Below are 23,799 nucleotides of genomic sequence, written 5' to 3'. Positions count from 1 at the left end.
AAGAGCGGCTTCATGCACAGCTTGAACGCAGCGAAACTTACTTCGCGTTCGCGAGCGCCACGGCCGTGTCCAGCATGCGGTTCGAGAAACCCCACTCGTTGTCGTACCAGCTCGACACCTTCACGAGACGGCCCGACACCTTGGTGAGCGTCGAATCGAACGTCGACGAAGCCGGGTTGTGGTTGTAGTCGATCGAGACCAGCGGCGCGTCGTTGTAGCCGAGCACGCCCTTCAGTTCGCCTTCCGACGCTTCCTTCATGATCTTGTTGATTTCTTCGACCGACGTATCGCGCGCGGCGATGAACGACAGATCGACAACCGACACGTTGATCGTCGGGACGCGGATTGCGTAACCGTCCAGCTTGCCGTTCAGTTCCGGCAGCACGAGGCCGACCGCGGAAGCCGCGCCCGTCTTCGTCGGGATCTGGCTGTGCGTGGCCGAGCGCGCGCGGCGCAGGTCTTCGTGATACACGTCCGTCAGAACCTGGTCGTTCGTGTAGGCGTGGATCGTGGTCATCAGACCGTTCACGAGACCGATCTTGTCGTTCAGCGGCTTGACGAGCGGCGCGAGGCAGTTCGTCGTGCACGATGCGTTCGAGATCACCGTGTCCGATGCCTTCAGCACGTTGTGGTTCACGCCGTACACGATGGTCGCGTCCACGTCCTTGCCGCCCGGCGCCGAGATGATGACCTTCTTGGCGCCGCCCTTGATGTGCGCGCTGGCCTTTTCCTTCGTCGTGAAAAAGCCCGTGCACTCCAGCACCACGTCGACCTTCAGCTCGCCCCACGGCAGCTCGGCCGGGTTGCGGTTCGCCAGCACGCGGATCTTGTCGCCGTTGACGACGAGGTAATCGCCGTCCACCGACACTTCGCCCGGGAACTTGCCGTGCGCCGTGTCGTACTGCGTGAGGTGCGCGTTGGTCTTGGCGTCGCCGAGGTCGTTGATGGCGACGATCTCGATGTCATGCTTCTTGCCGTTCTCGTAGAAGGCGCGCAGCGTGTTGCGGCCGATCCGGCCGTAGCCGTTGATTGCAACGCGAATCGTCATGGTCTATCTCCTTGGCTTAAAAAAACCTGCTTCGCTGACCGCGGATTTTACGCCGCGGCGAGGACGGACTTGGCCGTCGCGACAACATGTTCCACCGTGAATCCGAAGTGCTTGAACAGCGCGCCCGCCGGGGCCGACTCGCCGAACGTGTCGATGCCGACCACGCCGCCTTCCAGGCCCACGTACTTGCGCCAGAAATCGGTCACGCCCGCCTCGATCGCCACGCGCGCCACGCCCTTCGGCAGCACGCGCTCGCGGTATTCGGCGTCCTGCTTGTCGAAGACATTCGTGCAGGGCATCGACACGACGCGTGCGCCGATGCCTTCCTTCGCGAGCGCCTCCACGGCTTCCATCGCGAGCTGCACTTCCGAGCCGGTCGCGAGGAGGATGATCTTGCGCGCGGGGATGTCGTCGTTCCAGTCGCGCAGCACGTAGCCGCCCTTCGCGATGTTGGCGATCTGCACGTCGTTGCGCGCCGAGAATTGCAGATTCTGGCGGCTGAAGATCAGCGTCGACGGACCCTGGTGCGCGATCGCATGCGTCCACGCAACGGCCGTTTCGACCGTATCGGCCGGGCGCCACGTCTGCAGATTCGGAATCAGGCGCAGGCTCGAAACATGTTCGACCGACTGGTGCGTCGGGCCGTCTTCGCCGAGGCCGATGGAATCGTGCGTGAACACGAAGATCGAGCGCGACTTCATCAGCGCGGCCACGCGCAGCGCGTTGCGGCTGTAGTCGGAGAACGTCAGGAACGTGCCGCCGAACGGACGATAGCCGCCATGCAGCGCAATACCGTTGATGGCCGCGCTCATGCCGAATTCGCGCACGCCGTAATTGATGTGATTGCCCCACTGGATGCCCGCGTGCGCCGGGTTCGCGTTTTCCGCGTCGCCCGCCGCGCGAACGGCCTTCGATGCCTTCCAGTTGGTGAGGTTCGAGCCGGTCAGGTCGGCCGAACCGCCGAGCAGTTCCGGCAGCGCGGCCGCGAGACCTTCGATCGTGTTCTGCGATGCCTTGCGCGTCGCGACGGTCTCGGCCTTCTGATTCGCGTCCTCGATGATCTTGGCGGCGGCTTGCGCCCAGTCTGCGGGCAATTCGCCCTTCATGCGGCGCGTGAATTCGGCGGCTTCGGCCGCATACTTCGCGCGATAGGCGTCGAACGCCGCGTTCCACTCGGTTTCGACGTGCTTGCCTTGTTCCTTCGCGTCCCACGCCGCGTACACTTCCTGCGGAATCTCGAACGGACCATAGTTCCAGCCGATCGCCGCGCGCGTTGCCGCGATTTCCTTATCGCCGAGCGGCGCGCCGTGCGCGTCGTGACCGCCCGCCTTGGTCGGCGCGCCCTTGCCGATGACCGTGCGGCAGCAAATCAGCGTCGGCTTGTCGGATTGCTTCGCTTGCGCGATCGCCGCATCCACCGCTTCGACGCTATGGCCGTCCACCGCGCGGATCACGTTCCAGCCATACGCTTCGAAGCGCTTCGGCGTGTCGTCGTGGAACCAGTGCTCGACGTGGCCGTCGATCGAAATGCCGTTGTCGTCGTAGAGCGCGATCAGCTTGTTCAGCTTCAGCGTGCCCGCGAGCGAGCAGGCTTCGTGCGAGATGCCTTCCATCAGGCAGCCGTCGCCGAGGAACACGTACGTGTGGTGATCGACTATCTTCGCGTCCGCCTTGTTGAACTCGGCGGCGAGCAGCGCTTCGGCGAGCGCCATGCCGACCGCATTGCCCACGCCCTGGCCGAGCGGGCCGGTGGTGGTTTCGACGCCCGGCGTCATGCCGACTTCCGGATGCCCCGGCGTCTTCGAGTGCAACTGGCGGAAATTCTTCAGTTCGCTCATCGGCAGGTCATAGCCGGTGAGGTGCAGCAGCGAATACAGCAACATAGAACCATGACCGTTCGACAGAACGAAACGGTCGCGATCGAACCAGTGCGGATTCGTCGGATTGTGCTTCAGATGACGCGACCACAGCGCGACGCCGATTTCCGCCATGCCCATGGGCATGCCCGGGTGTCCGGAATTGGCTTGTTGAACGGCGTCCATGGCGAGCGCGCGGATTGCGTTGGCCATGAGGGCGGTTTGGCTGGAAGTCGGGGTCGTCATGTCGTATCGAGTGCTTCGGGCTGGAACTGGAATGATGCGTGGTGAATCCGAGCGTCGTAACTGACCGTCGTAAGTAAGGCGCCGGACCCGCGGCACACAACGCTTTCAGGACCGGAACGACGAGAAACGACGAGGATCGTGAGCCCGTCATTCTAGCAGACCAGTCCGATTGACACCCGCCGGCGGGCGGCCCCCGAACGCATCGGCGCGCCTCGCGCGGGCACGTTCCGTGCAGCGAAAGCCGGCAAAACGCCACCTTACACGATCCTGTACGCCGCCAGCGGACGTACATTCGGCGAAATCCGTCCTCGACGTGGCGGCGAATGTTCGTACGGCTTCGTGGCAAAATGTTTGTCAACGTGCAGCAAGGCTTCAAGGAGTGTTTTCGATGACCGACCCTCGCCCCGCCGACGTGCCCTGGCTCACTCCGTACCTCACCGTGCGCGATGCGCGTGTGAGCATCGCGTTCTATGAGAAGGCGCTAGGCTTCGCGGTGCGCGACAGCGTGAACGACGACGGCACGATCATCCACGTCGAGATGACCTATCGCGGGCAGTTGATCGTGATGTTCGCGCCCGAAGGCGCGTACGGCTCGCAGGCGCGCACGCCGAAAAGCGCGGGGCAGATGGCGCCGCAGTCGTTCTATCTCTACGTGGACGACGTCGACGCGATCTTCCACAAAGCGCTCGCTGTCGGCGCGAAAGCGCTCATCGAGCCGCAGGATCAGTTCTGGGGCGACCGATTCGCGCAGATCGAAGATCCGGACGGTTATCGCTGGGCGATTGCGCGACATCTACGCTGAGTTTCAGGCAATTTCACTATCCGCGGACAACCGGTCCGCGATCGAACCTACATGCCACGATTTCATGTCGACGGCCCGCTCTCCGTGGGTCAAACCTTAGCCCTTCCCGACGACGTCGTGCGCCACGTGCACGTCCTGCGCCTGCAAACGGGCGATCCGATCACGCTCTTCGATGGCGCCGGCGGCGAATATCGCGGCACGCTCGTCGATATCGCGAAACGCGCGGCGACGGCGCGCCTCGACGAGCACAGCGATCGCGAGGCCGAGCCGCCCTATCGCGTGACGCTCGCACAAGGCGTGGCGGGTGGCGACAAGATGGACTGGCTGATCGAAAAGGCGGTGGAACTCGGCGTCGCCGGCATTGCGCCGATCACGGCGGAGCGCGGCGTCGTGCGGCTCGCCGGGGAGCGCGCGCTGCGGCGTCAGGCGCACTGGCAGGCGCTCACGCGCGCGGCCTGCGAGCAATGCGGACGCAACCGCGTGCCCGACGTCGCACCGCCGCGCGATCTCGACGCCTGGCTCGCCGACCTGCCCACCGCTATCGATGGCGAATGGCGGCTCTTGCTGTCGCCGCGCGCCGAAGTGAATTTCGCGTCCTTGCCCGCCGATGCGCCGCACGGCCCGGTGACGTTGCTCATCGGCCCCGAAGCGGGCTTTTCGCCGGCGGAAGAAAGCGCGATCGTCGATGCGGGTTTCGCCGCGCTCGGACTCGGCCCGCGCGTGCTGCGCACCGAGACGGCGGGCATCGCGGTGCTCGCGGCATTGGCCGCGCGCTGGGGCGGCTGGTAAGTTTCGCGTCGCCCGAAACGAAAAAGCCCGATGGACCGTGCCATCGGGCTTTTTTGAGCGTGGCCGCCGTCAGACGAACGAATAGAACACGCGGAAGGCCACTTTCCGTTCGGCCCAGAACTCCGCGGCGTCCCGAAACACATCGAGCAGGACTTCGCGGCCTTCCTTATCGAACTTCTGCGCAATCGGCAGTTGTTCGAGCACGATCACGAAGCCAGGCTGCGAGCCCGCCTGCTGAACGAGATCGGTGAGCGAATCGTACAGCGCGTCGTAGTTCTTGCCGAAATGCTTGGGAAAGAGAAACGAGAGTGCGATGGTCTCGAGCACTTCCTGCTTGCTCTGCGCCTGGCCGAGATACGCGTAGAGAAAATGCTGACCGAGGCGGCTGGCTTCGTCCGCGAGCTCCTGCACGCGGAACGCGCGTATCGACTGCACGATGTTCGGCCGCACCGTCGCGAACAGCGCTTCCGGATCACCCTCTTGCAGATGGGACTCCTCAGGCCTGGTCTCGTCGTCGGGTCTGTTGTCGTGTTCTGTCATGCGTAGCCGCAATACTCGCTGGAACAGGTTGCCATCGCCGGTGGCGAAAAGATCACTCGCGACGCTGTGGTCGTGCGCGTAGATGTTGTCGCTCATGCCGTTAATCCCGTAATTAATCCGCAATACGTTTGAAACTGGAGTAGTGGTCGTCCGAGTAGTAGCAATCACCGGTCTGTCTCTTCGGGCCGCCGCACACGATCCGGCGCGCGCCGCGATCCCTCGCGCGAGGCGTGGGAACGGTGTATTCGTGGTAGTAGCCGCGTGGATGCCGCGGAAGCAAACGCTCGCGATTGCCGAACACGACGCCGTCCTTCTCGTAAGGGAAAGGGCCGCCCGCTTCGATCAGCCGCAATGTCGCGACCGCCTGCCTGGGCAACTGCGCAATGTGGACGGTGGCCAGCCCGTCAACCGGCCCGCCGGTCGCTCCCGGCTGCCGCACCTGCGGCTCCTGGACCGACTCCGCCTGCGAAACCGGCAACTGACTCGCCGAAGCAACCGGCTCCCCGACGCTTCGAGGCTCGTCCTTGCCGCACGCGCCCAGAAAGACGCTCAGGGCGACGATAGAGGCGAGTGCCCTCGCGCGTATCACCAAGCGGTTGTCCTCGCGTTACACCAGAATCCGGCGACCATGAAAGATGTAAGGGTATCGCTAATGACAGAGCGAAGCAACGTTGCGCGGAAAATCGGAATTTTTTTCTCAATTTTGGTCTGTTATGCAATTCCGAACGGAGTTTGCTTTAACGATTTAGCCCAGATCTGAGAGATTTTTATCTTGCCCGAGATAATAATTTCGCTGTGGAATCTTGAGGCCTCTGGGCGGGTTGCCTCACCCGTCGTCAGCTTCACGGCAGCGCGCTCTGCCGCCGGTTCTGCCTTTATGCGGTTATTAGCAGACTAGTTCCTGCTTCTCGCAAGCGTGCCGTGGTCACACGGCACGCTCTTTTTTGCCCGGACAAAGAAAAAAGCGGCGAGAGAATCCGCCGCTTTCGTCGGACCAACTCCGCGATCAGCGTGCCGCCGATGCATCCGCCACCAGCAGCGCCGTCATATTGACGATGCGCCGCACCGTTGCCGACGACGTCAGCACGTGCACCGGCTGCGCCGCGCCGAGCAGGATCGGCCCGATGGCGATGTTGTTGCCCGCCGCCGTCTTCAGCAGGTTGTATGAGATGTTCGCCGCATCGATGTTCGGCAGGATCAGCAGATTCGCATCGCCTTCGAGCGTCGATTCAGGCAGCACGTCCTTGCGCAGGCGCGCGTCGAGCGCGACGTCGCCGTGCATTTCGCCATCCACGTCGAGATCCGGCGCGCGTTCCTTCAGGATCGCGAGCACGTCGCGCATCTTCTGCGCCGTCGGCGCGTTGCTCGTGCCGAAGTTCGAATGCGACAGGAGCGCGATCTTCGGCATGATGCCGAAGCGCTTCACCTCTTCGGCCGCCATGATCGTGATCTCGGCGAGTTGCTCGGGCGTCGGATCGACGTTCACGTGCGTATCGACGATAAAGATCTGGCGGCCTGGCAGCACCAGCGCGTTCATCGCCGCGTAGACCTTCGCGCCTTCCTTCTTGCCGATCACCTGATCGATGAAGTGCAAATGGCGATGCGTCGTGCTCACCGTGCCGCAAATCATGCCGTCCGCTTCGCCCTTCTTGACGAGCATCGAGCCGATCAGCGTCGTGCGGCGGCGCATTTCGAGCTTGGCCATCTGCTCGCTGATGCCCTTGCGCGCCATCATCTTGTAATAGGTCTGCCAGAAGTCGCGGTAGCGCTCGTCGTGATCCGTATCGACGACCGTGAAATCCGTGCCCGGCGTGAGACGCAGGCCGAACTTCTGGATGCGCTGCTCGATGACCGCCGGACGGCCGATGAGAATCGGCTTGGCGATTTTTTCATCGACGGCGATCTGCACCGCGCGCAGCACGCGCTCTTCCTCGCCTTCCGCGAACACGATGCGCTTTTTCTCCGGCTCGACGCTGCGCGCGAGCTGGAACACGGGCTTCATCGTCGTGCCGCTGTGGTAGACGAACTGCTGCAGATGCTGCTCGTACGCTTCCATGTCCTCGATCGGACGCGTCGCGACGCCGCATTCCATCGCGGCCTTCGCCACCGCCGGCGCGATCTTGACGATGAGACGCGGATCGAACGGCTTCGGAATCAGATATTCCGGACCGAACGACAGATCCTGAATGCCATAAGCCGTCGCGACGATATCGCTTTGCTCCTGACGCGCCAGTTCCGCGATCGCGTTGACCGCCGCGATTTCCATTTCCTTCGTGATGACGGTAGCTCCAACATCGAGCGCGCCGCGGAAGATGAACGGGAAGCACAGAACGTTGTTGACCTGATTCGGATAGTCCGTGCGGCCGGTGGCGAGCACCGCGTCCGGGCGCACTTCGAGTGCGAGTTCCGGCAGGATTTCCGGCGTCGGGTTCGCGAGCGCGAGAATCAGCGGCTTCGCGGCCATGCCCTTGACCATGTCCTGCTTGAGCACGCCGCCGGCCGAAAGGCCGAGGAACACGTCCGCGCCGTCGATCACTTCGGCGAGCGTGCGCGCGCTGGTTTCGCGGGCGAACAGTTCCTTGTCCGGGTCCATCAGTTCCGTGCGGCCCTTGTAGACCACGCCGGCCAGGTCCGTCACGAAAATGTTCTCGCGCTTCATGCCGAGATCGACGAGCAGGTTCAGGCAGGCGAGCGCCGCAGCACCCGCACCCGAGGCGACCAGTTTCACTTCGCCGATATTCTTGCCGACCACCTTCAGACCATTGGTGATCGCCGCCGCGACGACGATGGCCGTGCCGTGCTGGTCGTCGTGGAAAACGGGAATCTTCATGCGCTTGCGGCACTCGCGCTCGACGATGAAGCAATCCGGCGCCTTGATGTCTTCCAGATTGATGCCGCCGAAGGTCGGCTCCAGCGCGGCGATCACGTCGACGAGCTTGTGCGGATCGGTTTCGTTCAGCTCGATATCGAACACGTCGATGCCGGCGAACTTCTTGAACAACACGGCCTTGCCTTCCATGACCGGCTTCGACGCGAGCGGTCCGATATTGCCGAGGCCCAGCACGGCCGTGCCATTGCTCACGACACCCACGAGGTTGCTGCGCGCGGTGAAACGCGCGGCGTTGAGCGGATCTTCGACGATCGCCTCGCACGCGAATGCGACGCCCGGCGAGTAGGCGAGCGCTAGGTCGCGCTGGTTGATCATCTGCTTCGTCGGCGCGATCGCGATCTTTCCGGGGACGGGAAATTCGTGATAGTCGAGCGCGGCTTCGCGCAACTTGGTATTGGCGTCAGTCGTCATAAGGCGGGCTAGCGGTGCGGGAATTAGAATGGAAGTTCGAACGCATTGTAGCGCCAATCCAAGGCGGTTTCGGGCCGCGGCCCATGCATTTCGGCTACAAGTGCCGTGACTGGAAAAGGCCTGATCGGTCCGTGCGGCAAGCCTTCGCGGGCGAGAGCCGCTTATTTTTGGGATGCCGCGCGGGTTTTTCTGCGCGCCGTTTTCATCGTTGCATCGCAACAATCCAACTTCATTCGCCGACGCATGCTCTCCGAGTTTTCATTGATCGACCGTTTCTTCGCCCGCCGCGCGTCGGCGCCCGCGCCGCGCAATGAGGACGAGGCCGCGACGCCCCTTGGCATCGGCGACGACTGCGCGCTTATTGCGCCGCCCGCCGGCCATCAACTCGCCATTTCGACGGATATGCTGGTCGAAGGCCGCCATTTCTTCCCCGATGTCGATCCTTACGCGCTCGGCCACAAGGCGCTGGCGGTGAATTTATCGGATCTCGCGGCGATGGGCGCAAAGCCGCACGCGTTCACGCTCGCGCTCGCCTTGCCGCGCGCCGACGAAACGTGGCTCGAAGCGTTCAGCGACGGCCTCTTCGCGCTCGCCGAACGTCACGATTGCGCGCTCGTCGGCGGCGACACGACGAGCGGGCCGCTTAATATCTGCATCACCGTGTTCGGCGACGTTCCCAACGGCGCGGCCTTGCGCCGCGACGCCGCACAGCCCGGCGACGACATTTACGTGTCCGGCGCGTTGGGCGATGCGCGCGCGGGCCTCGGCGCGATCCGCAGCGAGTGGCCCGCGCCGGAAGGTTCGGACTGGCGGCGCGCGCTCGAGCGCCCGGAACCGCGCGTCGCGCTGGGGCTCGCGTTGCGCGGCGTCGCGCACGCGGCGCTCGATATCTCCGATGGCCTCGCGGGTGACCTCATGCACATCCTGAAGCGCTCGGGCATGCGCGCGATCGTCGACGCCGACGCCGTGCCGTGCTCGAACGCCGTGCGCGCGCTGCCCGAGGCCGCGCGCCGCCAGTGCACGCTCGCGGGCGGCGACGACTACGAACTGTGCTTCACCGCGCCCGTCGCGGCGCGAAAAACGCTCGCGAATATCGCGACGAGCGTGAATGTGCCGCTCACGCGCATCGGTACAATCGAATCATCCGGTGCGCCGGCCATTGCCTGGCGCGATGCCGCGGGCGCTCCGCTCTCCCTGACGTTGCAAGGCTTCGATCATTTTCATGCAGACTGACCCCACGCTTGCGGGTAACGCTTCGCCGCAAAATCCCAAGCCGCGCAAGGCGAGCGCGCGTTTCATGCTCGACCATCCGCTGCACATTCTGTCGCTCGGCTTCGGCAGCGGGCTTTCGCCCGTCGCGCCCGGCACCGTCGGCACCCTCTTCGCCTGGGTGTCGTTCGTCGTGTTCAATCCGCATCTGACGGTTGCGGAATGGGGCGCGCTGATCGTGGCCGGCTTCATCGCCGGATGCTGGTTCACCGGCTTCACCGCGAAGAAAATGGGCATTTCCGATCCGTCGCCGGTCGTGTGGGACGAAATCGTCGCGTTCTGGCTCGTGCTGCTGCTCGTCACGCCCGCGACCTTCACCGGCCAGTTGTGGGCGTTCATCGTGTTCCGCTTCTTCGATATGGTGAAACCGCCGCCGATCCGCTATTTCGATCGCCGTTTGAAAGGCGGCTTCGGCATCATGTTCGATGATCTCGTCGCGGCGTTCTTCACGCTGCTCGTAATCGCGCTCTGGCGCATGACCGTCTGATTTCTTCCTTCCCTTCGAGAACACCGCCATGCCAACCGACACTGTCGTTCACCAACTCGCGATTCGCGTCGGCAACAAGCTGCGCGACGAACGGCTGATGCTCGCGACCGCCGAATCGTGCACGGGCGGCATGGTCGCGACCGCCATCACGGATATTTCGGGCAGCAGCGCGTGGTTCGAGCGCGGCTTCGTCACCTATTCGAATCTGGCGAAGATCGAGATGATCGGCGTGCCGGCCGCGCTCATCGAGCAGCACGGCGCGGTGAGCGAACCGGTCGCGAAAGCGATGGCCGAAGGCGCGCTGCGCAACAGCCGCGCGCAGGTGTCGGTGGCGATCACGGGCGTCGCGGGCCCGGCGGGCGGCAGCGAGGCGAAGCCGGTCGGCACGGTGTCGTTCGCGTGGAGCAACCGACTGCATACCGGCGTGGAAACGCAGCACTTCAAGGGCGACCGCGAGCAGGTGCGCTCGCAGGCCGCGGCGCATGCGCTGAGGGCATTGCTGGAGTTTCTGGATCAGCGCGAGCGGTGAGTTCGAATCCCATTGTGTCTACAGCTTCACTCAAGTACACCCAGGATCACGTTGCCCGATGGATGGGCACGAAGACCTTCGACAAAGCACTCGGCTATGTCCGCGCCGTCGATCGGCTTCGCTGGATCGACGGCGTGCTCGTCGCAAGCGTGAAGGGAACGCAGCCTAAGGCGTACGCGGTCGAAGTCAATTTCCAGAAGGGTCGCCCGCACGGCTATTGCTCGTGCCCGGTCGGATACGACTGCAAGCATGTCGCGGCTGCGCTTCTGGCGAATTTATCGCACGAAACTTCGGCATCCCAGACCGGCGTGCGCCCGGAAGTCGAATGGTGGCTGTCGAGCTTCCGCACGCGCGTTCAGCAGGCGCGGCAGGCGCAGGCCCGGGCGGCGAAGCCCGCGACCGGCGCAACGTATCGGATCGTATATGTGCTCACGCCTTCCGCTTACGAGGACGCGTCGTTCGAGCTCGTGACGATGAAGGCGCGGCTCGGCGTGGATGGCGCGATCCGCGCGGCGGACGCCTGGACGCCGAATTACGCAGCCTGGAACAATCCGCCCAAGTTCGTTTCCGCGGACGACGCAGCGATCGTCCGCGCGCTCAAAAGCGAACTCAACTTCTCGGGCAGTCGCTTTCTGCTGACAGGCAGAAAAGGTGCCGCAGTCTGGCAGATGATGCTCGCAACCGGCGCGCTCTACTTCGAACCGGACCTCCGCGCCATGAGATTCGAGCGTCCCTTGCGCGAAGGTGAGCGGCGTCGTGCCAATATCGAGTGGATTCCGCACGGCGACGACATGATTTTCGCGTCGCTCGAGACCGAACCCGATTCCGGTCTCGTGCTGCCGATCGAGCCGCCGTGGTACGTCGATGTCATGGCGAACGAGACAGGAGCCGTCGACGCGCCGATGCCTGACGAGTTGCTCGCCGACTACCTGAAGATGCCGGTGCTCACGCTCGGCGAGGCGGCCATCGTGGGGGCGGCACTGCAGGAATTCGCACCGTCGCTGCCCGCGCCACCCGCGGAGGGCGACACGGGCCTGCGCACGATCGACGTTGCGCCGACGCCGGTGCTCACGCTCGACACGCTGCCAATGGATACGCCTCGCAAGCTGAATGCGAGCGCGCTGGAGCTCGACCTCGCCCTGCTCGACTTCGACTACGGCGCGATCACGATTCCGGCTGGCAGCCCCGAAGTGCTGACCCGGCTCGCCGACAGCGAACTGGCGCGGATCATCCGCCGCGCCGATCTGGAAGCCGCATGCATCGAACGCCTCGCCGGGTGCGGGCTGAAACGGATATTCGAGGCGTCGGTCAACCGCGACGAATCGCCCTTCGCGGGCGGTTTCATCATGCCGGAGCGCGACGCATGGCCCGCGTTCGTCAGCAATGAGATTCCCGCGTTGCGCGATGCCGGATGGCGCATCCAGATCACGCCGAATTCGCGCTTCGACAGCGTGGAAATCGAGACCATCGATACACTCGCGCACGCCACCGATAACGGCTGGTTCGATCTCGAACTGGGTATCACGGTGGACGCAGAGCGCGTGCGTCTCGAACCGCTTCTCGCCGATCTTTTCGCGCGCGACAGGCGCTGGCTCGACGGCTCGCTCGACACCATCGACGACGCCGTCGCTGTCGAATTCCGCAGCCAAGAAGGCCGGCGTTTCGTGCTGCGCGCCGCGCGCATCAAACCGCTCGTGCGCACCTTGATCGACCTGTTCGATCGCATCGACCCGCACGCCGATACGACGTTGCGCATGTCGACGCTCGAAGCCGGTCGTCTCACCGAAGATGAAAAACTGCGCTGGCAGTTCAACGGCGATGCGTCGATCATCAATCTGGCGCGGCGGCTGCGTCACGCCGATGCGCCGCGCAAGATCGAGCCACCGCGCGGACTGAAGGCGACGCTGCGGGAATATCAACGTGAGGGCGTCGACTGGATGCAGTTTCTGCGCGAACACGGTCTCGCCGGCGTGCTCGCCGACGACATGGGCCTCGGCAAGACCGTGCAGACGCTCGCGCATATTCTGGTCGAGAAGGAAGCGGGCCGGCTCACGCAGCCGGCGCTGATCGTCGTGCCGACCACGCTCGTCGCGAACTGGCAGGATGAGGCGCGACGGTTCGCGCCGAAACTGAAAATCCTCGATCTGCACGGACCGAAGCGTCACGAGCGCTTTGCCGCGATCGCTTCGAACGACCTGATTGTCACGACCTATCCGCTGATCTGGCGCGATCACGAGGCGCTCGCGCAGCACGACTATCATCTGCTCGTGCTCGACGAAGCACAGAACGTGAAAAACGCATCGAGCAAGGCGGCGGGCGTCATCCGCAAGTTGCGGGTGCGGCATCGGCTATGTCTTACGGGCACGCCGCTCGAGAACCATCTCGGCGAGCTCTGGTCGCAGTTCGATTTTCTGCTGCCGGGCTTTCTCGGCACACAGAAAGACTTCGCGGCCCGCTGGCGCAAGCCGATCGAGAAGCAAAACGACATGACGCGCCGCGATCTGCTCGCGCGCCGGATTCGTCCGTTCATGCTTCGCCGCCGCAAGGACGATGTCGCCAAGGAATTGCCGCCGAAAACCACGATCGTGCGCAGCGTCGCGCTGGAAGGTGGGCAGCGCGATCTCTATGAAACCGTGCGCGCCTCAATGCAGAAGAAAGTGCGCGACGCCATTTCGGAGCAGGGTTTCGCGCGCAGCCATATCGTGATGCTCGACGCGCTTCTGAAGCTGCGGCAGGTGTGTTGCGATCCTTCGCTCGTCAAGCTGCCCGGCGCGAAAAAAGCGCAGGATTCGGCCAAGCTCGCCCTGCTGCTGGAGATGCTGCCCGATCTCATCGAAGAAGGACGGCGCGTGCTGGTGTTCTCGCAGTTCACGAGCATGCTAGCGATCATCGCCGGCGCGCTCGACGATGCGAACATCGCCCGTGTCATGCTAACGGGCGAAACGACCGACCGAAAAACGCCCGTGACGCGCTTTCAGGCCGGCGAAGTGCCCGTTTTCCTGATCAGCCTGAAGGCGGGAGGCGTGGGCCTGAATCTGACCGCCGCCGATACCGTCATTCACTACGATCCGTGGTGGAACCCGGCTGCCGAGAATCAGGCGACAGATCGCGCGCACCGCATCGGACAGGACAAACCTGTGTTCGTGTACAAGCTGGTGGCGGCGGGCAGCATCGAAGAAAAGATTCTCGACATGCAGGAGCGCAAGGCCGCGCTCGCGGCAGGCATTCTGTCCGAGGACGCGCAGGCCGTTTCGAAGTTCTCCGCGGAGGACATCGACGCGCTGTTTGCGCCGATCCCCGACTGAAGCGCGTTACCGGTACGCGTTGATCGCGTCACGCGTCTTCTTCGCCGCTTCCGCCGCGGCCGGCGCGTAGTCATCGCCCTTGCTTGCGTAGATGATCGCGCGCGACGAGTTGATCAGCATGCCCGTGCCGTTCGCGGTGCGGCCCGCGCGCACGGTCGCTTCGACATCGCCGCCCTGCGCGCCGATGCCCGGAATCAGCAACGGCATCTCGCCGACGATGCCGCGCACCGTTTCGATTTCCTTCGGGAACGTCGCGCCGACGACCAGCCCGAGCTGGCCCTTGTCGTTCCACTTCTGCGCCGCGAGCCGCGCGACGACCTGATACAGCGGCGTGCCATCGGACGTCGTCAGAAATTGCAGGTCCGAGCCGCCCGCGTTCGACGTGCGGCACAGCACGATCACGCCTTTGCCTTCGTGCGCGAGATACGGCTCGATCGAATCGAAGCCCATGTACGGATTCACCGTGACGGCGTCGGCCTTATAGCGCTCGAACGCTTCCTTCGCGTATTGCTCGGCCGTGCTGCCGATATCGCCGCGCTTGGCATCGAGAATCACCGGAATGCCGGGATGCTTCTCGTGGATATGCGCAATCAACGCTTCGAGCTGATCTTCCGCGCGATGCGCCGCGAAGTACGCGATCTGCGGCTTGAACGACGACGCAAAGGGCGCGGTTGCATCCGCGATGGTCTTGCAGAACTCGAAGATCGCATCGGCGCGGCCGTTGAGCGCGCCGGGAAATTTCGACGGCTCGGGATCGAGGCCGACGCACAAAAGCGATTGAGTCCGCGACCACGCGGCGTTGAGCGATTCGATGAAGGACATGGCGGGATTTCGTTGAACGTCGATGCCACGCATTTTAACGTGCGGGCATCGGGTTTCCTGTGGCGTCAGCGCGCCGCCGCTCTCGCCCTTGCCTTGGGCCTCGCACGCCGCGCGGCTTCGCCGGTGCGCTCGACGGTGAAGCGGAACTGGCGCGACAGCCGCTCGCCGGGCGCGAGCACCGTCATGCCGTGCGCTTCGCCGCCGCCCGGCAGGTTCACCGCGTTGATCGGATGATCGACCGGCTCGAAGCAAAAGAAGCTCTCGCCGGGCGGCACGTACAGCACGTAATAGTCGGTATCGGCGGCGATCGTCAGCGACAGCCGGCGTTTCGGCCACAGCACGCTCGTGCGGCCGCTCCATCCGGTGAACGCGTTGTTCACCATCTCGGACGGCATCGGATACGCGACGCCGAACTGCCACGCCGGCGGCGTCGGCACATGCCGCACCGGCAGCCAGTCGTCGCCGCACAGCCACACGCCGCCCGCCGCCGCGGAAAGCTCCGTGTCCGCCTCGCGCATCAGAAAGGGATGCAGCCCGAGGCCGAACGGCAGCGCGTCGACGCCGGTGTTCTGCACGTCGAGCGTCACGACGAGCGTGGCATCCTCGAGCGCATAAGTCTGCGCGGCGCGAAACGCGTACGGCTCGCCGTCGCTGCGATCCAGCGTGAACCGCGCGCGCCCCGCCGTTTCCTCTTCGACCTCCCACGCGCCGAGCCAGCCGTCGCCGTGCAGCGGCAGCGGTTCGCAGGCGCGGTTGCGCGGCACGTCGATGGAGCGTCCCGAAAACTGAAAATGCCCGTTGCCGATGCGGTTCGAATACGGCAAAAGCGGATAGCACGCGAGTTGATTCGGATCGGTGTCCGGACCGGGCGCAACGCACGGCCGGAAGATCGGCACCAGCGCGCCGTCGTCCCGCCAGTCGAACCGCGTGATGCCGCCGCCGAGCGACGGCGCGAGTTCGAGCCGCAGATGCGCGTTCGAGAGCGTGATGCAGCCTTCGGCATTCGCCCCGCCGATCGCCACGGCCGCCGTGCCCGGGCCGGGGCGTATCGGCGGTTCGGCCGCGGCGGCCAGCCGCGATCGGCGGGCGTTCGCCTGCGCCGTGGACGTCGATGCAGGATTCGGTCTTTGCTCTGTGCGCGCAACAGTCATGACTCGTGCTCCATCGAGAGGCGAAGAACCCGGCGCGGCCGGTGTCGGTCGGACGGCGCGTCGTTGCGCACCGCCTCGTGTTGTCAGGCTTTTCCGGCGAATACGGCTTCGGCGATGCCACGCGCGCCCGGCGTCGCGACGAACACGCCGCCCGCGTGTGCATCGGTTTCATCGAGGCCGATGCGCGCCGTCGTGATGTACAAGGTGCTCAGATCAGCGCCGCCGAACGCGGCGCAACTCGGCTGCGCGGTGGGCATCCCGATACGCGCCGTCTCGCGGCCGTCGGGTGCGTAGCGCACGACGCGCGCGCCGCCCCACTGCGCATTCCACAGGCCGCCTTCGGCATCGACGATGGAACCGTCGGGCACGCCCGTCGCATCGGACAGTTCGGCGAACACGCGATCGTTCGCGAACGTCGGGTAATCGCAGACGCGAATCTGGCGCGTCGGCGAATCGCAGTAGTACATCGTCTTGCCGTCCGGGCTGAAGCCGATGCTGTTCGAAATCGCGCAATTGCCCAGCGGCAGGCGTTCGAGCGAGAGATCGCGGTTCAGCCGATAGAACCCGCCGATGGCTTGCGCGTCGTCCACATCATGCTTGGTGCCGAACACGAAGCGCCCTTCGCGGTCGCAGCGGCCGTCGTTCAGGCGCGTCGGCAGATCGGCTTCGACTTCCATGATGGTCTCGATCGTGCCCGTCGTGATTTCATAGAACGCGAGCCGCGACGCGAGCCCGAGCAGCAGGAAGCGCGCATCGGCGCAGGGCGTGAAGCACGCGAGGCGTTCGGGCATGGCGAACGAATCGGTCGAGCCGTCGCGCGGATCGTGGCGCCACAGCTTCTTGCCTTCGATATCGGTCCACCAGAACTGGCCGCTCGCGGCGCACCACGTCGCGCCTTCGCCGAGCGAGCACTGGCTGTCGATCAACAACGTGGCGCCTGGCTTGTTCATCAGACCCATCCTCCATCGACGATCATGTCCTGCGCGGTGATCATGCTGCTGTCGTCCGATGCCAGAAAGAGCGCGGCGCGCGCGAGATGCGCGGGCATCAGTTCCGCGTCGATGCACTGGCCTTGCTTGATGGCTTCGCGGCCGGCGTCGTCGAGCCAGAGACGCTTTTGCTTCTCGGTCATGACCCATCCCGGCACGAGCGTATTCACGCGGATGCCGAACTTGCCGAGATCGCGCGCAAGGCCGCGCGTCATGCCTTGCACCGCGGATTTCGACGTCGTGTAGACAGGGAAGTTGCCTTGCTTGAGCATCCAGCTGATCGAGCCGAGATTGATGATCGAGCCGCCGCCTGCGCGCTTCATGTCGTCGATCACGGCCTGCGCCGCGAAGAACTGATGCCGGATGTTGACCGCGATGCCCGCATCGTAGGACTCGGGCGTGACGTCTTCGATCGCGTGGCGCTTGTCGTTGGCGGCGTTGTTGACGAGCACGGTGATCGCGCCTAGCGCGGCTCGTACATCTTGGATGCCTTTTCTCAATGCGTCGATGTCCGTGAGGTCGACGTTGAGGAACATCGGTCGCGATTTGCCCGGCGCGAGATTTGCGCCCAGGCGGTCGGCGAGCGCTTCGCCCGCGTTCGTGTCGATGTCGAAGAAGGCGACCTTCGCGTTCTGGTCGAAGAAGTGCTCGACGAAGGCCTCGCCGATGCCGGTGGCGCCGCCGGTTATCAGTACGGTTTTGCCTTCCAGGCTGGGGTAGCTTGCTAGTGACTTGCTGATGGGTGCCATGTGTCTATTTTCTCTCTTTCTCTTTGCTTGCGCTTTTGTCGTGGAATCCTGATTTCACGTCGGTCTATTGGCTCTGCCCCTCCCCGGGGCGGGGGTAACTTTCTTTGCTGCTGCAAAGAAAGTCACCAAAGAAAGCAGCTTTCTCACCGCCCGCGGTCACACGCACGTTGGCCACTCTTCTCCTCGGGAACGGCACTCGCCTAAAGAGTGACCCCATAAGCCTAACCGGGCTTGGATCGCGCACGATCCGTCACATCGCACCGCACGACAAACCGGTACAGCCATTTCAAGTTCCGGCCCGCTTCGCGGCCGACCGGTGAATCAGGTGCGCGGGTGCGCGGGCGCCCGCGCTTCGTTCCTGCCGGTTTCCCTCGCAGACCCGGCGGCAGCGCGTAGCGCTGTGCCGGATCTATTTCGTGCTGAACCAGCGTGCTAAACGTTCTGGCTCCTCAGACCGTGCGCGGTCCAAACCCGGCACGGCAACGGGAACACTCGCTACTCTGGGTTCCATTCAACCAATCGCCTGTGCCGCGGCCGGCGTGAAGTGCTTAGGCTGGGGAGAGCTGCTTTCTTTGGTGACTTTCTTTGCAGCAGCAAAGAAAGTTACCCCCGCCCCGGGGAGGGGCAGTGCTAATAGACCGCCAAGAAAACAGGATTCCACGAAGCCCCAAGAAGACCCACAAACAGCCCGAGCTCACGAAAAAATCCTAATCCCGCGCCCCACGATTCTTCAACTGATCGAGCAACACAGCAGCGAGCAGAATAGCCCCTCTGACAAGGTACTGATAAAACGCATCGATATTGAGAAGATTCATGACGTTCTCAACAGTACCCATGATGAGCACGCCAATCACGACACCCGAAATCGTAGCCCTGCCGCCGAGCAGCGAAACCCCACCCAACACACAAGCCGAAATCACATTGAGCTCAAACCCCTGAGCAGCATTCGGCTGCCCCGAAGTAATCCGCGAGGCGAGAATCACACCCGCCAGCGCGGTGACAGCGCCCTGAATCAAAAAGATCCACACCCGGGTGCGCTCGACATTGATCCCCGCCAGCCGCGAGGCTTCAGGATTCCCGCCGATCGCCAATGTATTACGTCCATACACCGTCTGGTTGAGCAATACGCCAAAAACGATGAAACACGCAAGCGTCACCCAGATAGGCAGGGAAATCCCCAGCATCGACAGACCGCCAAGCGCGATGAAGGTATCCGACGACACGCCCACCGCCTGTCCATGCGACACGATGAAGCCAAGCCCGCGCACGATTTCCATCGTGGCCAGCGTAGTAATCAACGCATTGATGCGCAGATAAGCGATCACCGCGCCGTTCACGAAACCGATCACCGCGCCCGCCGCCACCGCCGCGATGATCGCAATGAACGTGTTGTCCGTGGCGTTCAGCACCATCGCGCAAAGCACGCCGGCGAAGGCAATCGTCGAGCCGACCGACAAGTCGAAGTCGCGCGACGCGAGACAGAACATCATCGTGCACGCGACCATGCCGATCTGCGAGATCGACAGCGCGAGACCCAGCATGTTCTCGATCGAGAAGAAGTGATCGACGGACAGCGACATCGTCACGAACATCACGATGAAGATCACGATCAGGCTGTACTCCGTGATCTGCTGCCACCACTTCTGTTTGTCGCTCTTTTGCGGGATCAGCGCGTTCGCGACGCTTTCCGTCGCCTGACCCACGATGTTTTCTCTTGCTTCCATGATTCGCTCCTCTTGTCTTTATGCCGCCTGCGCGACGCTCTCGCTCTGCGGCAGCGCGAGACTCAGCACCGCCTGTTCGCTCGCCTTCTCACGCGGCAGCTCGCCCGCGATCCGCCCCTGCCGCATCACGACGATGCGATCGGACACGCCGAGCACTTCAGGCAATTCCGACGAAATCATCACGATCGCGCAGCCGCGCTCCGCAAGCTGATAGATCACGTTATAAATCTCGTGTTTGGCGCCGACGTCGATGCCGCGCGTCGGTTCGTCGAGAATCACGACCTTCAGATCCGGCTCCGCAAGCCAGCGCGACAGAATCGCCTTCTGCTGATTGCCGCCCGACAGAAAGCGGATGCGCTGCTTGCGGCTCGGCGTCTTGATCTTCAGCAACTGGATGAAGCGGTCGGCCGTCTGCGATTCCTTCTTGCGGTCGAGAAACAGGCCGCCGCGCAAATAATGACGGCGGCACGAGATGTTGATGTTCTCCGCGACCGTCGCCATCGCGACGATGCCCTCTTCCTTGCGATCCTCCGGGCACAGCACGATGCCGTGGCGAATCGCTTCGCCCGTGCTGCGCACCTTGATCGGCTGGCCGTCGAGCACAATCTCCCCGTGCTTCTTCTTGTCCGCGCCGTAGACGAGATGCATCAGCTCGCTGCGGCCCGCGCCGACCAGACCGAAAAATCCGACGATCTCGCCGCGCTTCACATCGAAGCTCGCGGGCGCGCTCAAGGCATCGCCTTCGACGTTCTTCACCGAGAACCGCGTTTCGCCCAGCGGACGCGCGCGATAGTCGTAAATGTCGCTAATTTCGCGGCCGACCATCTCCTGCACGAGCGTGTCGCGCGGCACCTCGGCGAGCGCCAGATGCGACGCGATCTTGCGGCCGTCGCGGAAAATCGTGCACGCGTCGCACAGTTCGTAAATCTCGTCCATGCGGTGTGAGATGTAGATCAGCGCGCGGTTGTCCGCCTTCAGATCGCGCACGAGCTTGAAGAGCACTTCCGTCTCGCGATGCGACAGCGACGAAGTCGGCTCGTCGAGCGCGATCACGCGCGCGTTGCGCAGCAGCGCCTTGCAGATTTCGACCATCTGGCGTTGTGCGATCGAGAGCTTGCGCAGCTTGGCGTTCGGATCGAGATCGACGCCCATTGCCGCGAGCCGCTCGCGCACATGCGCTTTCGCCGCGCGCTTGTTGACCCAGCCGAGCCGGTTCGGCAGCGCGCCGAGCAGCAGATTCTCGGACACGGTCAGATCCGGCACGTACTGCAATTCCTGATGAATCACCGCGATGCCCGACGCGATCGAAGCCGCCGCGCTCGCGAAATGCACTTCTTTTTCATCGATGAGCACGCGCCCCGAATCGGGCTGGTACTCGCCGCCGAGAATCTTGAGCAAGGTCGATTTACCCGCGCCGTTCTCGCCCATCAGGCCGTGAACTTCGCCGGCGTTGACGTCGAACGACACGCCGTCGAGCGCGCGCACGCCTGGAAACACCTTGCCGATATTGTCAAAACGCAGCGTCGCTGACACATCGCCTCCTTTTCATGCGCGGGCCGCGCGCATGCGAGCGGCCCGCCATTGCACCTTTAGTTCGACGCCAGGCCCATCTGCTGACGCACCGACGCGACGTTCTCGCGCGTCGCCAGCATGCCGGTCGTGAGCGTGAGCGGCGGCGGCGCCTTGCCGTCCTTGATCCACGCGTACATCAGCTCGGACGTCTCTTCGCCGTGGCGCTTCGGGCTGATGATGACGGTGCCGAAGAAGCCCGTCGGATTCGGCTTCTTGAATTCGTTCAGCGCCGAGTCCGAACCGCCGATGCCGATGCCGATCATGTTGTCCGCCTTGAAGCCGCGGCCTTCCGCCGCGCGCACTGCGCCGAGCACGCCTTCGTCGTTGAGCGCATAGGCGACCCAGTGCTTGAATTGCGGATTTTTCGTGAGCGCGATGTTCGCGGCGTTGAACGCGTTTTCCGTATCGGTCTTCGCTTGCGGCGCGGCGATGATGTTCGCCTTCGGGAAGCCCGCCGCGACGAGCGCGTCGGTCGCGCCGGCCGTGCGGTCATGCGCGGTCGGCAACTGTTCGTAGGTCACGTCGATCGCGCCGACATCCTTCATGTCCCAGCCGCGCTTCTTGATCTCGGCGGCAATGCCGTCGCCTACCTGCTTGCCGATGTTATAGGCGGAAATGCCCATGTGCGGCACGGATTCGATCGGCTTGCCGGAACCGTCGACGAGGCGGTCATCGACTGTCATCATCTTGAGCTTGTCGGCCTTCGCCTTGGCGACGATGCCCGGTCCGAGCTTCACGTCCGGCGTGCAGATGATGAAGCCCTGCGCCTTCTGCGCGGCGAGGTTGTCGATGGCGCTCATCACCTTTTCACCCGACGGCGCGCCGATCTTCACGAGCGTGAAGCCCTTGTTCTTGGCGGCGATTTCGGCGAACTTCCATTCGTCCTGGAACCACGGTTCTTCCGGCTGCTTCACGAGGAAGCCGATCTTGACTTCGTCGGCCGCCTGCGCGACGGGCGCCGCGATCATGGAAGCGCTCGTTGCCGTGGCGGCGGCGATCAGCGTGAGGAACAGTCTGCGTTTCATTTTTTGTCTCCCGACTTTTTCCGATGTCGAAAAATGCCCGCGCGCGGGCGCTACGAAGGTGGTGGCCGTGTCTTGTATTTATGAGGCGCACCGCGGCCAGTGCGTCGTCATTCTTTTGCTGGTTCTCGTTCAGGTCTTTCAGTCGTGGTACAGCGCCGAGCGCCCGCCATCGACCGTGATGCAACTCGCGTTGATGAACGGCGCCTCGTCCGATGCGAGAAACACCGCCGTCATCGCCACTTCCTGCGGCTGGCCGATGCGCTTCATCGGCTGCAGATCGAGCGTCGCCTGGCGCGCGGCTTTCGGGTCCGCTTGCGCATCCCACCAGTCGAGCGTCAATTGCGTTTCGATGTAACCCGGCGCGATCGCATTCACCCGCACGTTGTTCGGCGCGTATTCGATGCCGAGCGCGCGCGTCAGGCCGATCACGCCGTGCTTGGCCACCGGATACGGAAAGCAGCCCGGAATGATCCTGAAGCTGTGCGTCGACGCGATATTCACGATGCTGCCGCGCCCGCGATCGACCATGCCGGGCAGCACCGCGCGGCAGCCGTTCCACACGCCGTCGAGATCGACGGCGAAGCAGCGGCGCCAGTCTTCGTCGGTCATCGTGAGCGGGTCGCAGAACACGTTGATGCCCGCGTTGTTCACGAGCACGTCGAGCGGGCCGAACCGCGCTTCGGTCTGCGTCACCGCTGCTTGCACCGATGCGCTCTGCGTGACGTCGGTTTCGAGCGCGATCACGTTCGCCGCGCCGGTTTCGTGTCCGATGCGTTCCGCCGTTTCACGCGCCGCCGCGATGTCCAGTTCCGCCAGCGCGACGCACGCGCCCTCGCGCGCGAACGCCAGCGCGATCGCCGCGCCGATGCCGCGTCCCGCGCCCGTGACCATCGCGACTTTGCCGGCCAGGCGGTTCATTTCGCCTCGCCTCGCGCCAGCGCCAGCCCGTCGATGAACGCCTTCGCGTGCGACGCCGTGACATCCGCGCTCTGGCCCGGCTTGTACAGCGCGGAACCGAGGCCGAAACCGTTCGCGCCCGCGGCGAGAAACGGTCCCATGTTGTCCGGCGCAATGCCGCCGACCGGCACGAGAGGCACGTCCTTCGCGATCACCGCGCGCCATGCCTTCGTGATCGCCGGGCCAAGCTGCTCGGCGGGAAACATCTTCAGCACGTCCGCGCCGTTCTTCAGTGCGAGAAACGCCTCGTTCGGCGTCGCGACGCCCGGCGCGCACGCAAGACCTTGCGCTTTCGCTGCGCGTACGACATCGGCATCGCTGTGCGGCATGACGATGAGCTCGCCGCCCGCGGCCTTCACGCTATCGACGTAACTCGGATGCAGCACCGTTCCCGCGCCGACGATCGCGTCGCGCGGCAGCGCCTGGCGGATGGCCGCGATGCTGTCGAACGGCTGCGGCGAATTGAGCGGCACCTCGACGATGCGAAAGCCCGCTTCGTACAGCGCGCGGCCATGACCGGCGGCTTCGGCCGGCGTGACGCCGCGCAGGATCGCGATCAGCGGGCACGCGGCGAACGCCTTCGCGAGACCGTCGTGCATGCCGTACGGCGCGGGCAGATTGATGGGGGGCTGCATCGT

Annotated in this window: 20 protein-coding genes; 6 read left to right on the top strand and 14 right to left on the bottom strand. The window is 64.1% G+C overall.

Going from position 1 to position 23,799, the window contains the following annotated elements; all coding sequences use genetic code 11:
• Positions 1-37 precede the first annotated feature (37 nt).
• Positions 38-1,048, bottom strand: a complete 1,011-nt coding sequence (gene gap, locus LY284_RS15620) for a type I glyceraldehyde-3-phosphate dehydrogenase (RefSeq protein ID WP_014192261.1) — start codon at positions 1,046-1,048, stop codon at positions 38-40.
• Between the two features lie 47 nt (positions 1,049-1,095).
• On the bottom strand, positions 1,096-3,150 hold the full coding sequence (gene tkt / locus LY284_RS15615; RefSeq protein ID WP_233387032.1) for a transketolase: 2,055 nt from the start codon (positions 3,148-3,150) through the stop codon (positions 1,096-1,098).
• Between the two features lie 388 nt (positions 3,151-3,538).
• Here tkt and LY284_RS15610 point away from each other — a divergent pair, with 388 nt between their 5' ends.
• Both LY284_RS15610 and LY284_RS15605 read left to right on the top strand, forming a co-directional pair.
• Complete coding sequence (locus tag LY284_RS15610; RefSeq protein WP_014192263.1) at positions 3,539-3,952, top strand: glyoxalase/bleomycin resistance/extradiol dioxygenase family protein; 414 nt, start codon at positions 3,539-3,541, stop codon at positions 3,950-3,952.
• A 51-nt stretch (positions 3,953-4,003) separates the two neighbouring features.
• Positions 4,004-4,741 (top strand): 16S rRNA (uracil(1498)-N(3))-methyltransferase, encoded by a 738-nt coding sequence (locus LY284_RS15605; protein ID WP_233387030.1) that lies wholly within the window; start codon positions 4,004-4,006, stop codon positions 4,739-4,741.
• Positions 4,742-4,810: 69 nt separating this feature from the next.
• On the opposite strand, the gene LY284_RS15600 is transcribed toward LY284_RS15605, so the two are convergent.
• The 3 genes from LY284_RS15600 to LY284_RS15590 all read right to left on the bottom strand — a co-directional run bounded on the left by LY284_RS15600 (position 4,811) and on the right by LY284_RS15590 (position 8,582).
• Positions 4,811-5,377 (bottom strand): barstar family protein, encoded by a 567-nt coding sequence (locus LY284_RS15600; protein WP_041730641.1) that lies wholly within the window; start codon positions 5,375-5,377, stop codon positions 4,811-4,813.
• A gap of 16 nt (positions 5,378-5,393) precedes the next feature.
• The gene (locus tag LY284_RS15595) at positions 5,394-5,870 is read right to left on the bottom strand and encodes a ribonuclease (RefSeq protein ID WP_014192266.1); all 477 of its coding nucleotides are present in this window, start codon (positions 5,868-5,870) and stop codon (positions 5,394-5,396) included.
• 417 nt (positions 5,871-6,287) lie between these two features.
• The gene (locus LY284_RS15590) at positions 6,288-8,582 is read right to left on the bottom strand and encodes an NADP-dependent malic enzyme (RefSeq protein WP_014192267.1); all 2,295 of its coding nucleotides are present in this window, start codon (positions 8,580-8,582) and stop codon (positions 6,288-6,290) included.
• A gap of 243 nt (positions 8,583-8,825) precedes the next feature.
• On the opposite strand from LY284_RS15590, the gene thiL reads away from it, so the two are divergent.
• The 4 genes from thiL to LY284_RS15570 all read left to right on the top strand — a co-directional run bounded on the left by thiL (position 8,826) and on the right by LY284_RS15570 (position 14,172).
• Positions 8,826-9,815, top strand: coding sequence for a thiamine-phosphate kinase (gene thiL, locus LY284_RS15585; protein ID WP_233387028.1), 990 nt, complete (start codon positions 8,826-8,828; stop codon positions 9,813-9,815).
• Complete coding sequence (locus LY284_RS15580) at positions 9,805-10,338, top strand: phosphatidylglycerophosphatase A (protein ID WP_014192269.1); 534 nt, start codon at positions 9,805-9,807, stop codon at positions 10,336-10,338. The genes thiL and LY284_RS15580 overlap by 11 nt, the downstream gene beginning before the upstream one ends.
• Positions 10,339-10,366: 28 nt before the next feature.
• Complete coding sequence (locus LY284_RS15575; protein ID WP_014192270.1) at positions 10,367-10,867, top strand: CinA family protein; 501 nt, start codon at positions 10,367-10,369, stop codon at positions 10,865-10,867.
• Positions 10,868-10,929: 62 nt separating this feature from the next.
• Complete coding sequence (locus LY284_RS15570; protein ID WP_233387193.1) at positions 10,930-14,172, top strand: DEAD/DEAH box helicase; 3,243 nt, start codon at positions 10,930-10,932, stop codon at positions 14,170-14,172.
• 6 nt (positions 14,173-14,178) lie between these two features.
• On the opposite strand, the gene pyrF is transcribed toward LY284_RS15570, so the two are convergent.
• The 9 genes from pyrF to LY284_RS15525 all read right to left on the bottom strand — a co-directional run bounded on the left by pyrF (position 14,179) and on the right by LY284_RS15525 (position 23,796).
• Entirely contained in the window at positions 14,179-14,994 is an 816-nt protein-coding gene (gene pyrF / locus LY284_RS15565; protein WP_014192272.1) for an orotidine-5'-phosphate decarboxylase, read from the bottom strand.
• A 65-nt stretch (positions 14,995-15,059) separates the two neighbouring features.
• A complete protein-coding gene (locus tag LY284_RS15560; protein WP_233387026.1) occupies positions 15,060-16,145 on the bottom strand; it encodes an aldose 1-epimerase in 1,086 nt (361 codons plus the stop codon).
• Positions 16,146-16,228: 83 nt separating this feature from the next.
• Positions 16,229-17,104, bottom strand: a complete 876-nt coding sequence (locus LY284_RS15555; RefSeq protein ID WP_233387024.1) for an SMP-30/gluconolactonase/LRE family protein — start codon at positions 17,102-17,104, stop codon at positions 16,229-16,231.
• A complete protein-coding gene (locus LY284_RS15550) occupies positions 17,095-17,883 on the bottom strand; it encodes an SDR family NAD(P)-dependent oxidoreductase (protein WP_014192275.1) in 789 nt (262 codons plus the stop codon). The genes LY284_RS15555 and LY284_RS15550 overlap by 10 nt, the downstream gene beginning before the upstream one ends.
• 707 nt (positions 17,884-18,590) lie before the next feature.
• Complete coding sequence (gene araH, locus LY284_RS15545; protein ID WP_014192276.1) at positions 18,591-19,607, bottom strand: L-arabinose ABC transporter permease AraH; 1,017 nt, start codon at positions 19,605-19,607, stop codon at positions 18,591-18,593.
• 18 nt (positions 19,608-19,625) lie between these two features.
• Complete coding sequence (araG, locus tag LY284_RS15540; protein WP_233387022.1) at positions 19,626-21,140, bottom strand: L-arabinose ABC transporter ATP-binding protein AraG; 1,515 nt, start codon at positions 21,138-21,140, stop codon at positions 19,626-19,628.
• Between the two features lie 56 nt (positions 21,141-21,196).
• Positions 21,197-22,204: an arabinose ABC transporter substrate-binding protein gene (locus LY284_RS15535; RefSeq protein ID WP_014192278.1), complete on the bottom strand. Its 1,008-nt coding sequence runs from the start codon at positions 22,202-22,204 to the stop codon at positions 21,197-21,199.
• A 138-nt stretch (positions 22,205-22,342) separates the two neighbouring features.
• Positions 22,343-23,122: an SDR family oxidoreductase gene (locus LY284_RS15530; protein ID WP_014192279.1), complete on the bottom strand. Its 780-nt coding sequence runs from the start codon at positions 23,120-23,122 to the stop codon at positions 22,343-22,345.
• Positions 23,119-23,796 (bottom strand): 2-dehydro-3-deoxy-6-phosphogalactonate aldolase, encoded by a 678-nt coding sequence (locus LY284_RS15525; RefSeq protein WP_014192280.1) that lies wholly within the window; start codon positions 23,794-23,796, stop codon positions 23,119-23,121. Before LY284_RS15525 ends, LY284_RS15530 begins: the two co-directional genes overlap by 4 nt.
• Positions 23,797-23,799 lie beyond the last annotated feature (3 nt).

Source organism: Caballeronia sp. PC1 (genome assembly GCF_021353155.1).
In the GTDB taxonomy this organism is placed as follows: domain Bacteria; phylum Pseudomonadota; class Gammaproteobacteria; order Burkholderiales; family Burkholderiaceae; genus Caballeronia; species Caballeronia cordobensis.
The sequence above is the reverse complement of the archived record's forward strand: the minus strand, read 5'-3'. Positions and strand labels throughout refer to the sequence as shown.

Bases quoted from the DNA above. Each gene is read 5' to 3' on its own strand.
- gap (WP_014192261.1), bottom strand. From the start codon at position 1,048: ATGACGATTCGCGTTGCAATCAACGGCTACGGCCGGATCGGCCGCAAC.
- tkt (WP_233387032.1), bottom strand. From the start codon at position 3,150: ATGACGACCCCGACTTCCAGCCAAACCGCCCTCATGGCCAACGCAATC.
- LY284_RS15610 (WP_014192263.1), top strand. From the start codon at position 3,539: ATGACCGACCCTCGCCCCGCCGACGTGCCCTGGCTCACTCCGTACCTC.
- LY284_RS15605 (WP_233387030.1), top strand. From the start codon at position 4,004: ATGCCACGATTTCATGTCGACGGCCCGCTCTCCGTGGGTCAAACCTTA.
- LY284_RS15600 (WP_041730641.1), bottom strand. From the start codon at position 5,377: ATGAGCGACAACATCTACGCGCACGACCACAGCGTCGCGAGTGATCTT.
- LY284_RS15590 (WP_014192267.1), bottom strand. From the start codon at position 8,582: ATGACGACTGACGCCAATACCAAGTTGCGCGAAGCCGCGCTCGACTAT.
- thiL (WP_233387028.1), top strand. From the start codon at position 8,826: ATGCTCTCCGAGTTTTCATTGATCGACCGTTTCTTCGCCCGCCGCGCG.
- LY284_RS15580 (WP_014192269.1), top strand. From the start codon at position 9,805: ATGCAGACTGACCCCACGCTTGCGGGTAACGCTTCGCCGCAAAATCCC.
- LY284_RS15575 (WP_014192270.1), top strand. From the start codon at position 10,367: ATGCCAACCGACACTGTCGTTCACCAACTCGCGATTCGCGTCGGCAAC.
- LY284_RS15570 (WP_233387193.1), top strand. From the start codon at position 10,930: ATGGGCACGAAGACCTTCGACAAAGCACTCGGCTATGTCCGCGCCGTC.
- pyrF (WP_014192272.1), bottom strand. From the start codon at position 14,994: ATGTCCTTCATCGAATCGCTCAACGCCGCGTGGTCGCGGACTCAATCG.
- LY284_RS15560 (WP_233387026.1), bottom strand. From the start codon at position 16,145: ATGACTGTTGCGCGCACAGAGCAAAGACCGAATCCTGCATCGACGTCC.
- LY284_RS15555 (WP_233387024.1), bottom strand. From the start codon at position 17,104: ATGGGTCTGATGAACAAGCCAGGCGCCACGTTGTTGATCGACAGCCAG.
- LY284_RS15550 (WP_014192275.1), bottom strand. From the start codon at position 17,883: ATGGCACCCATCAGCAAGTCACTAGCAAGCTACCCCAGCCTGGAAGGC.
- araH (WP_014192276.1), bottom strand. From the start codon at position 19,607: ATGGAAGCAAGAGAAAACATCGTGGGTCAGGCGACGGAAAGCGTCGCG.
- LY284_RS15535 (WP_014192278.1), bottom strand. From the start codon at position 22,204: ATGAAACGCAGACTGTTCCTCACGCTGATCGCCGCCGCCACGGCAACG.
- LY284_RS15530 (WP_014192279.1), bottom strand. From the start codon at position 23,122: ATGAACCGCCTGGCCGGCAAAGTCGCGATGGTCACGGGCGCGGGACGC.
- LY284_RS15525 (WP_014192280.1), bottom strand. From the start codon at position 23,796: ATGCAGCCCCCCATCAATCTGCCCGCGCCGTACGGCATGCACGACGGT.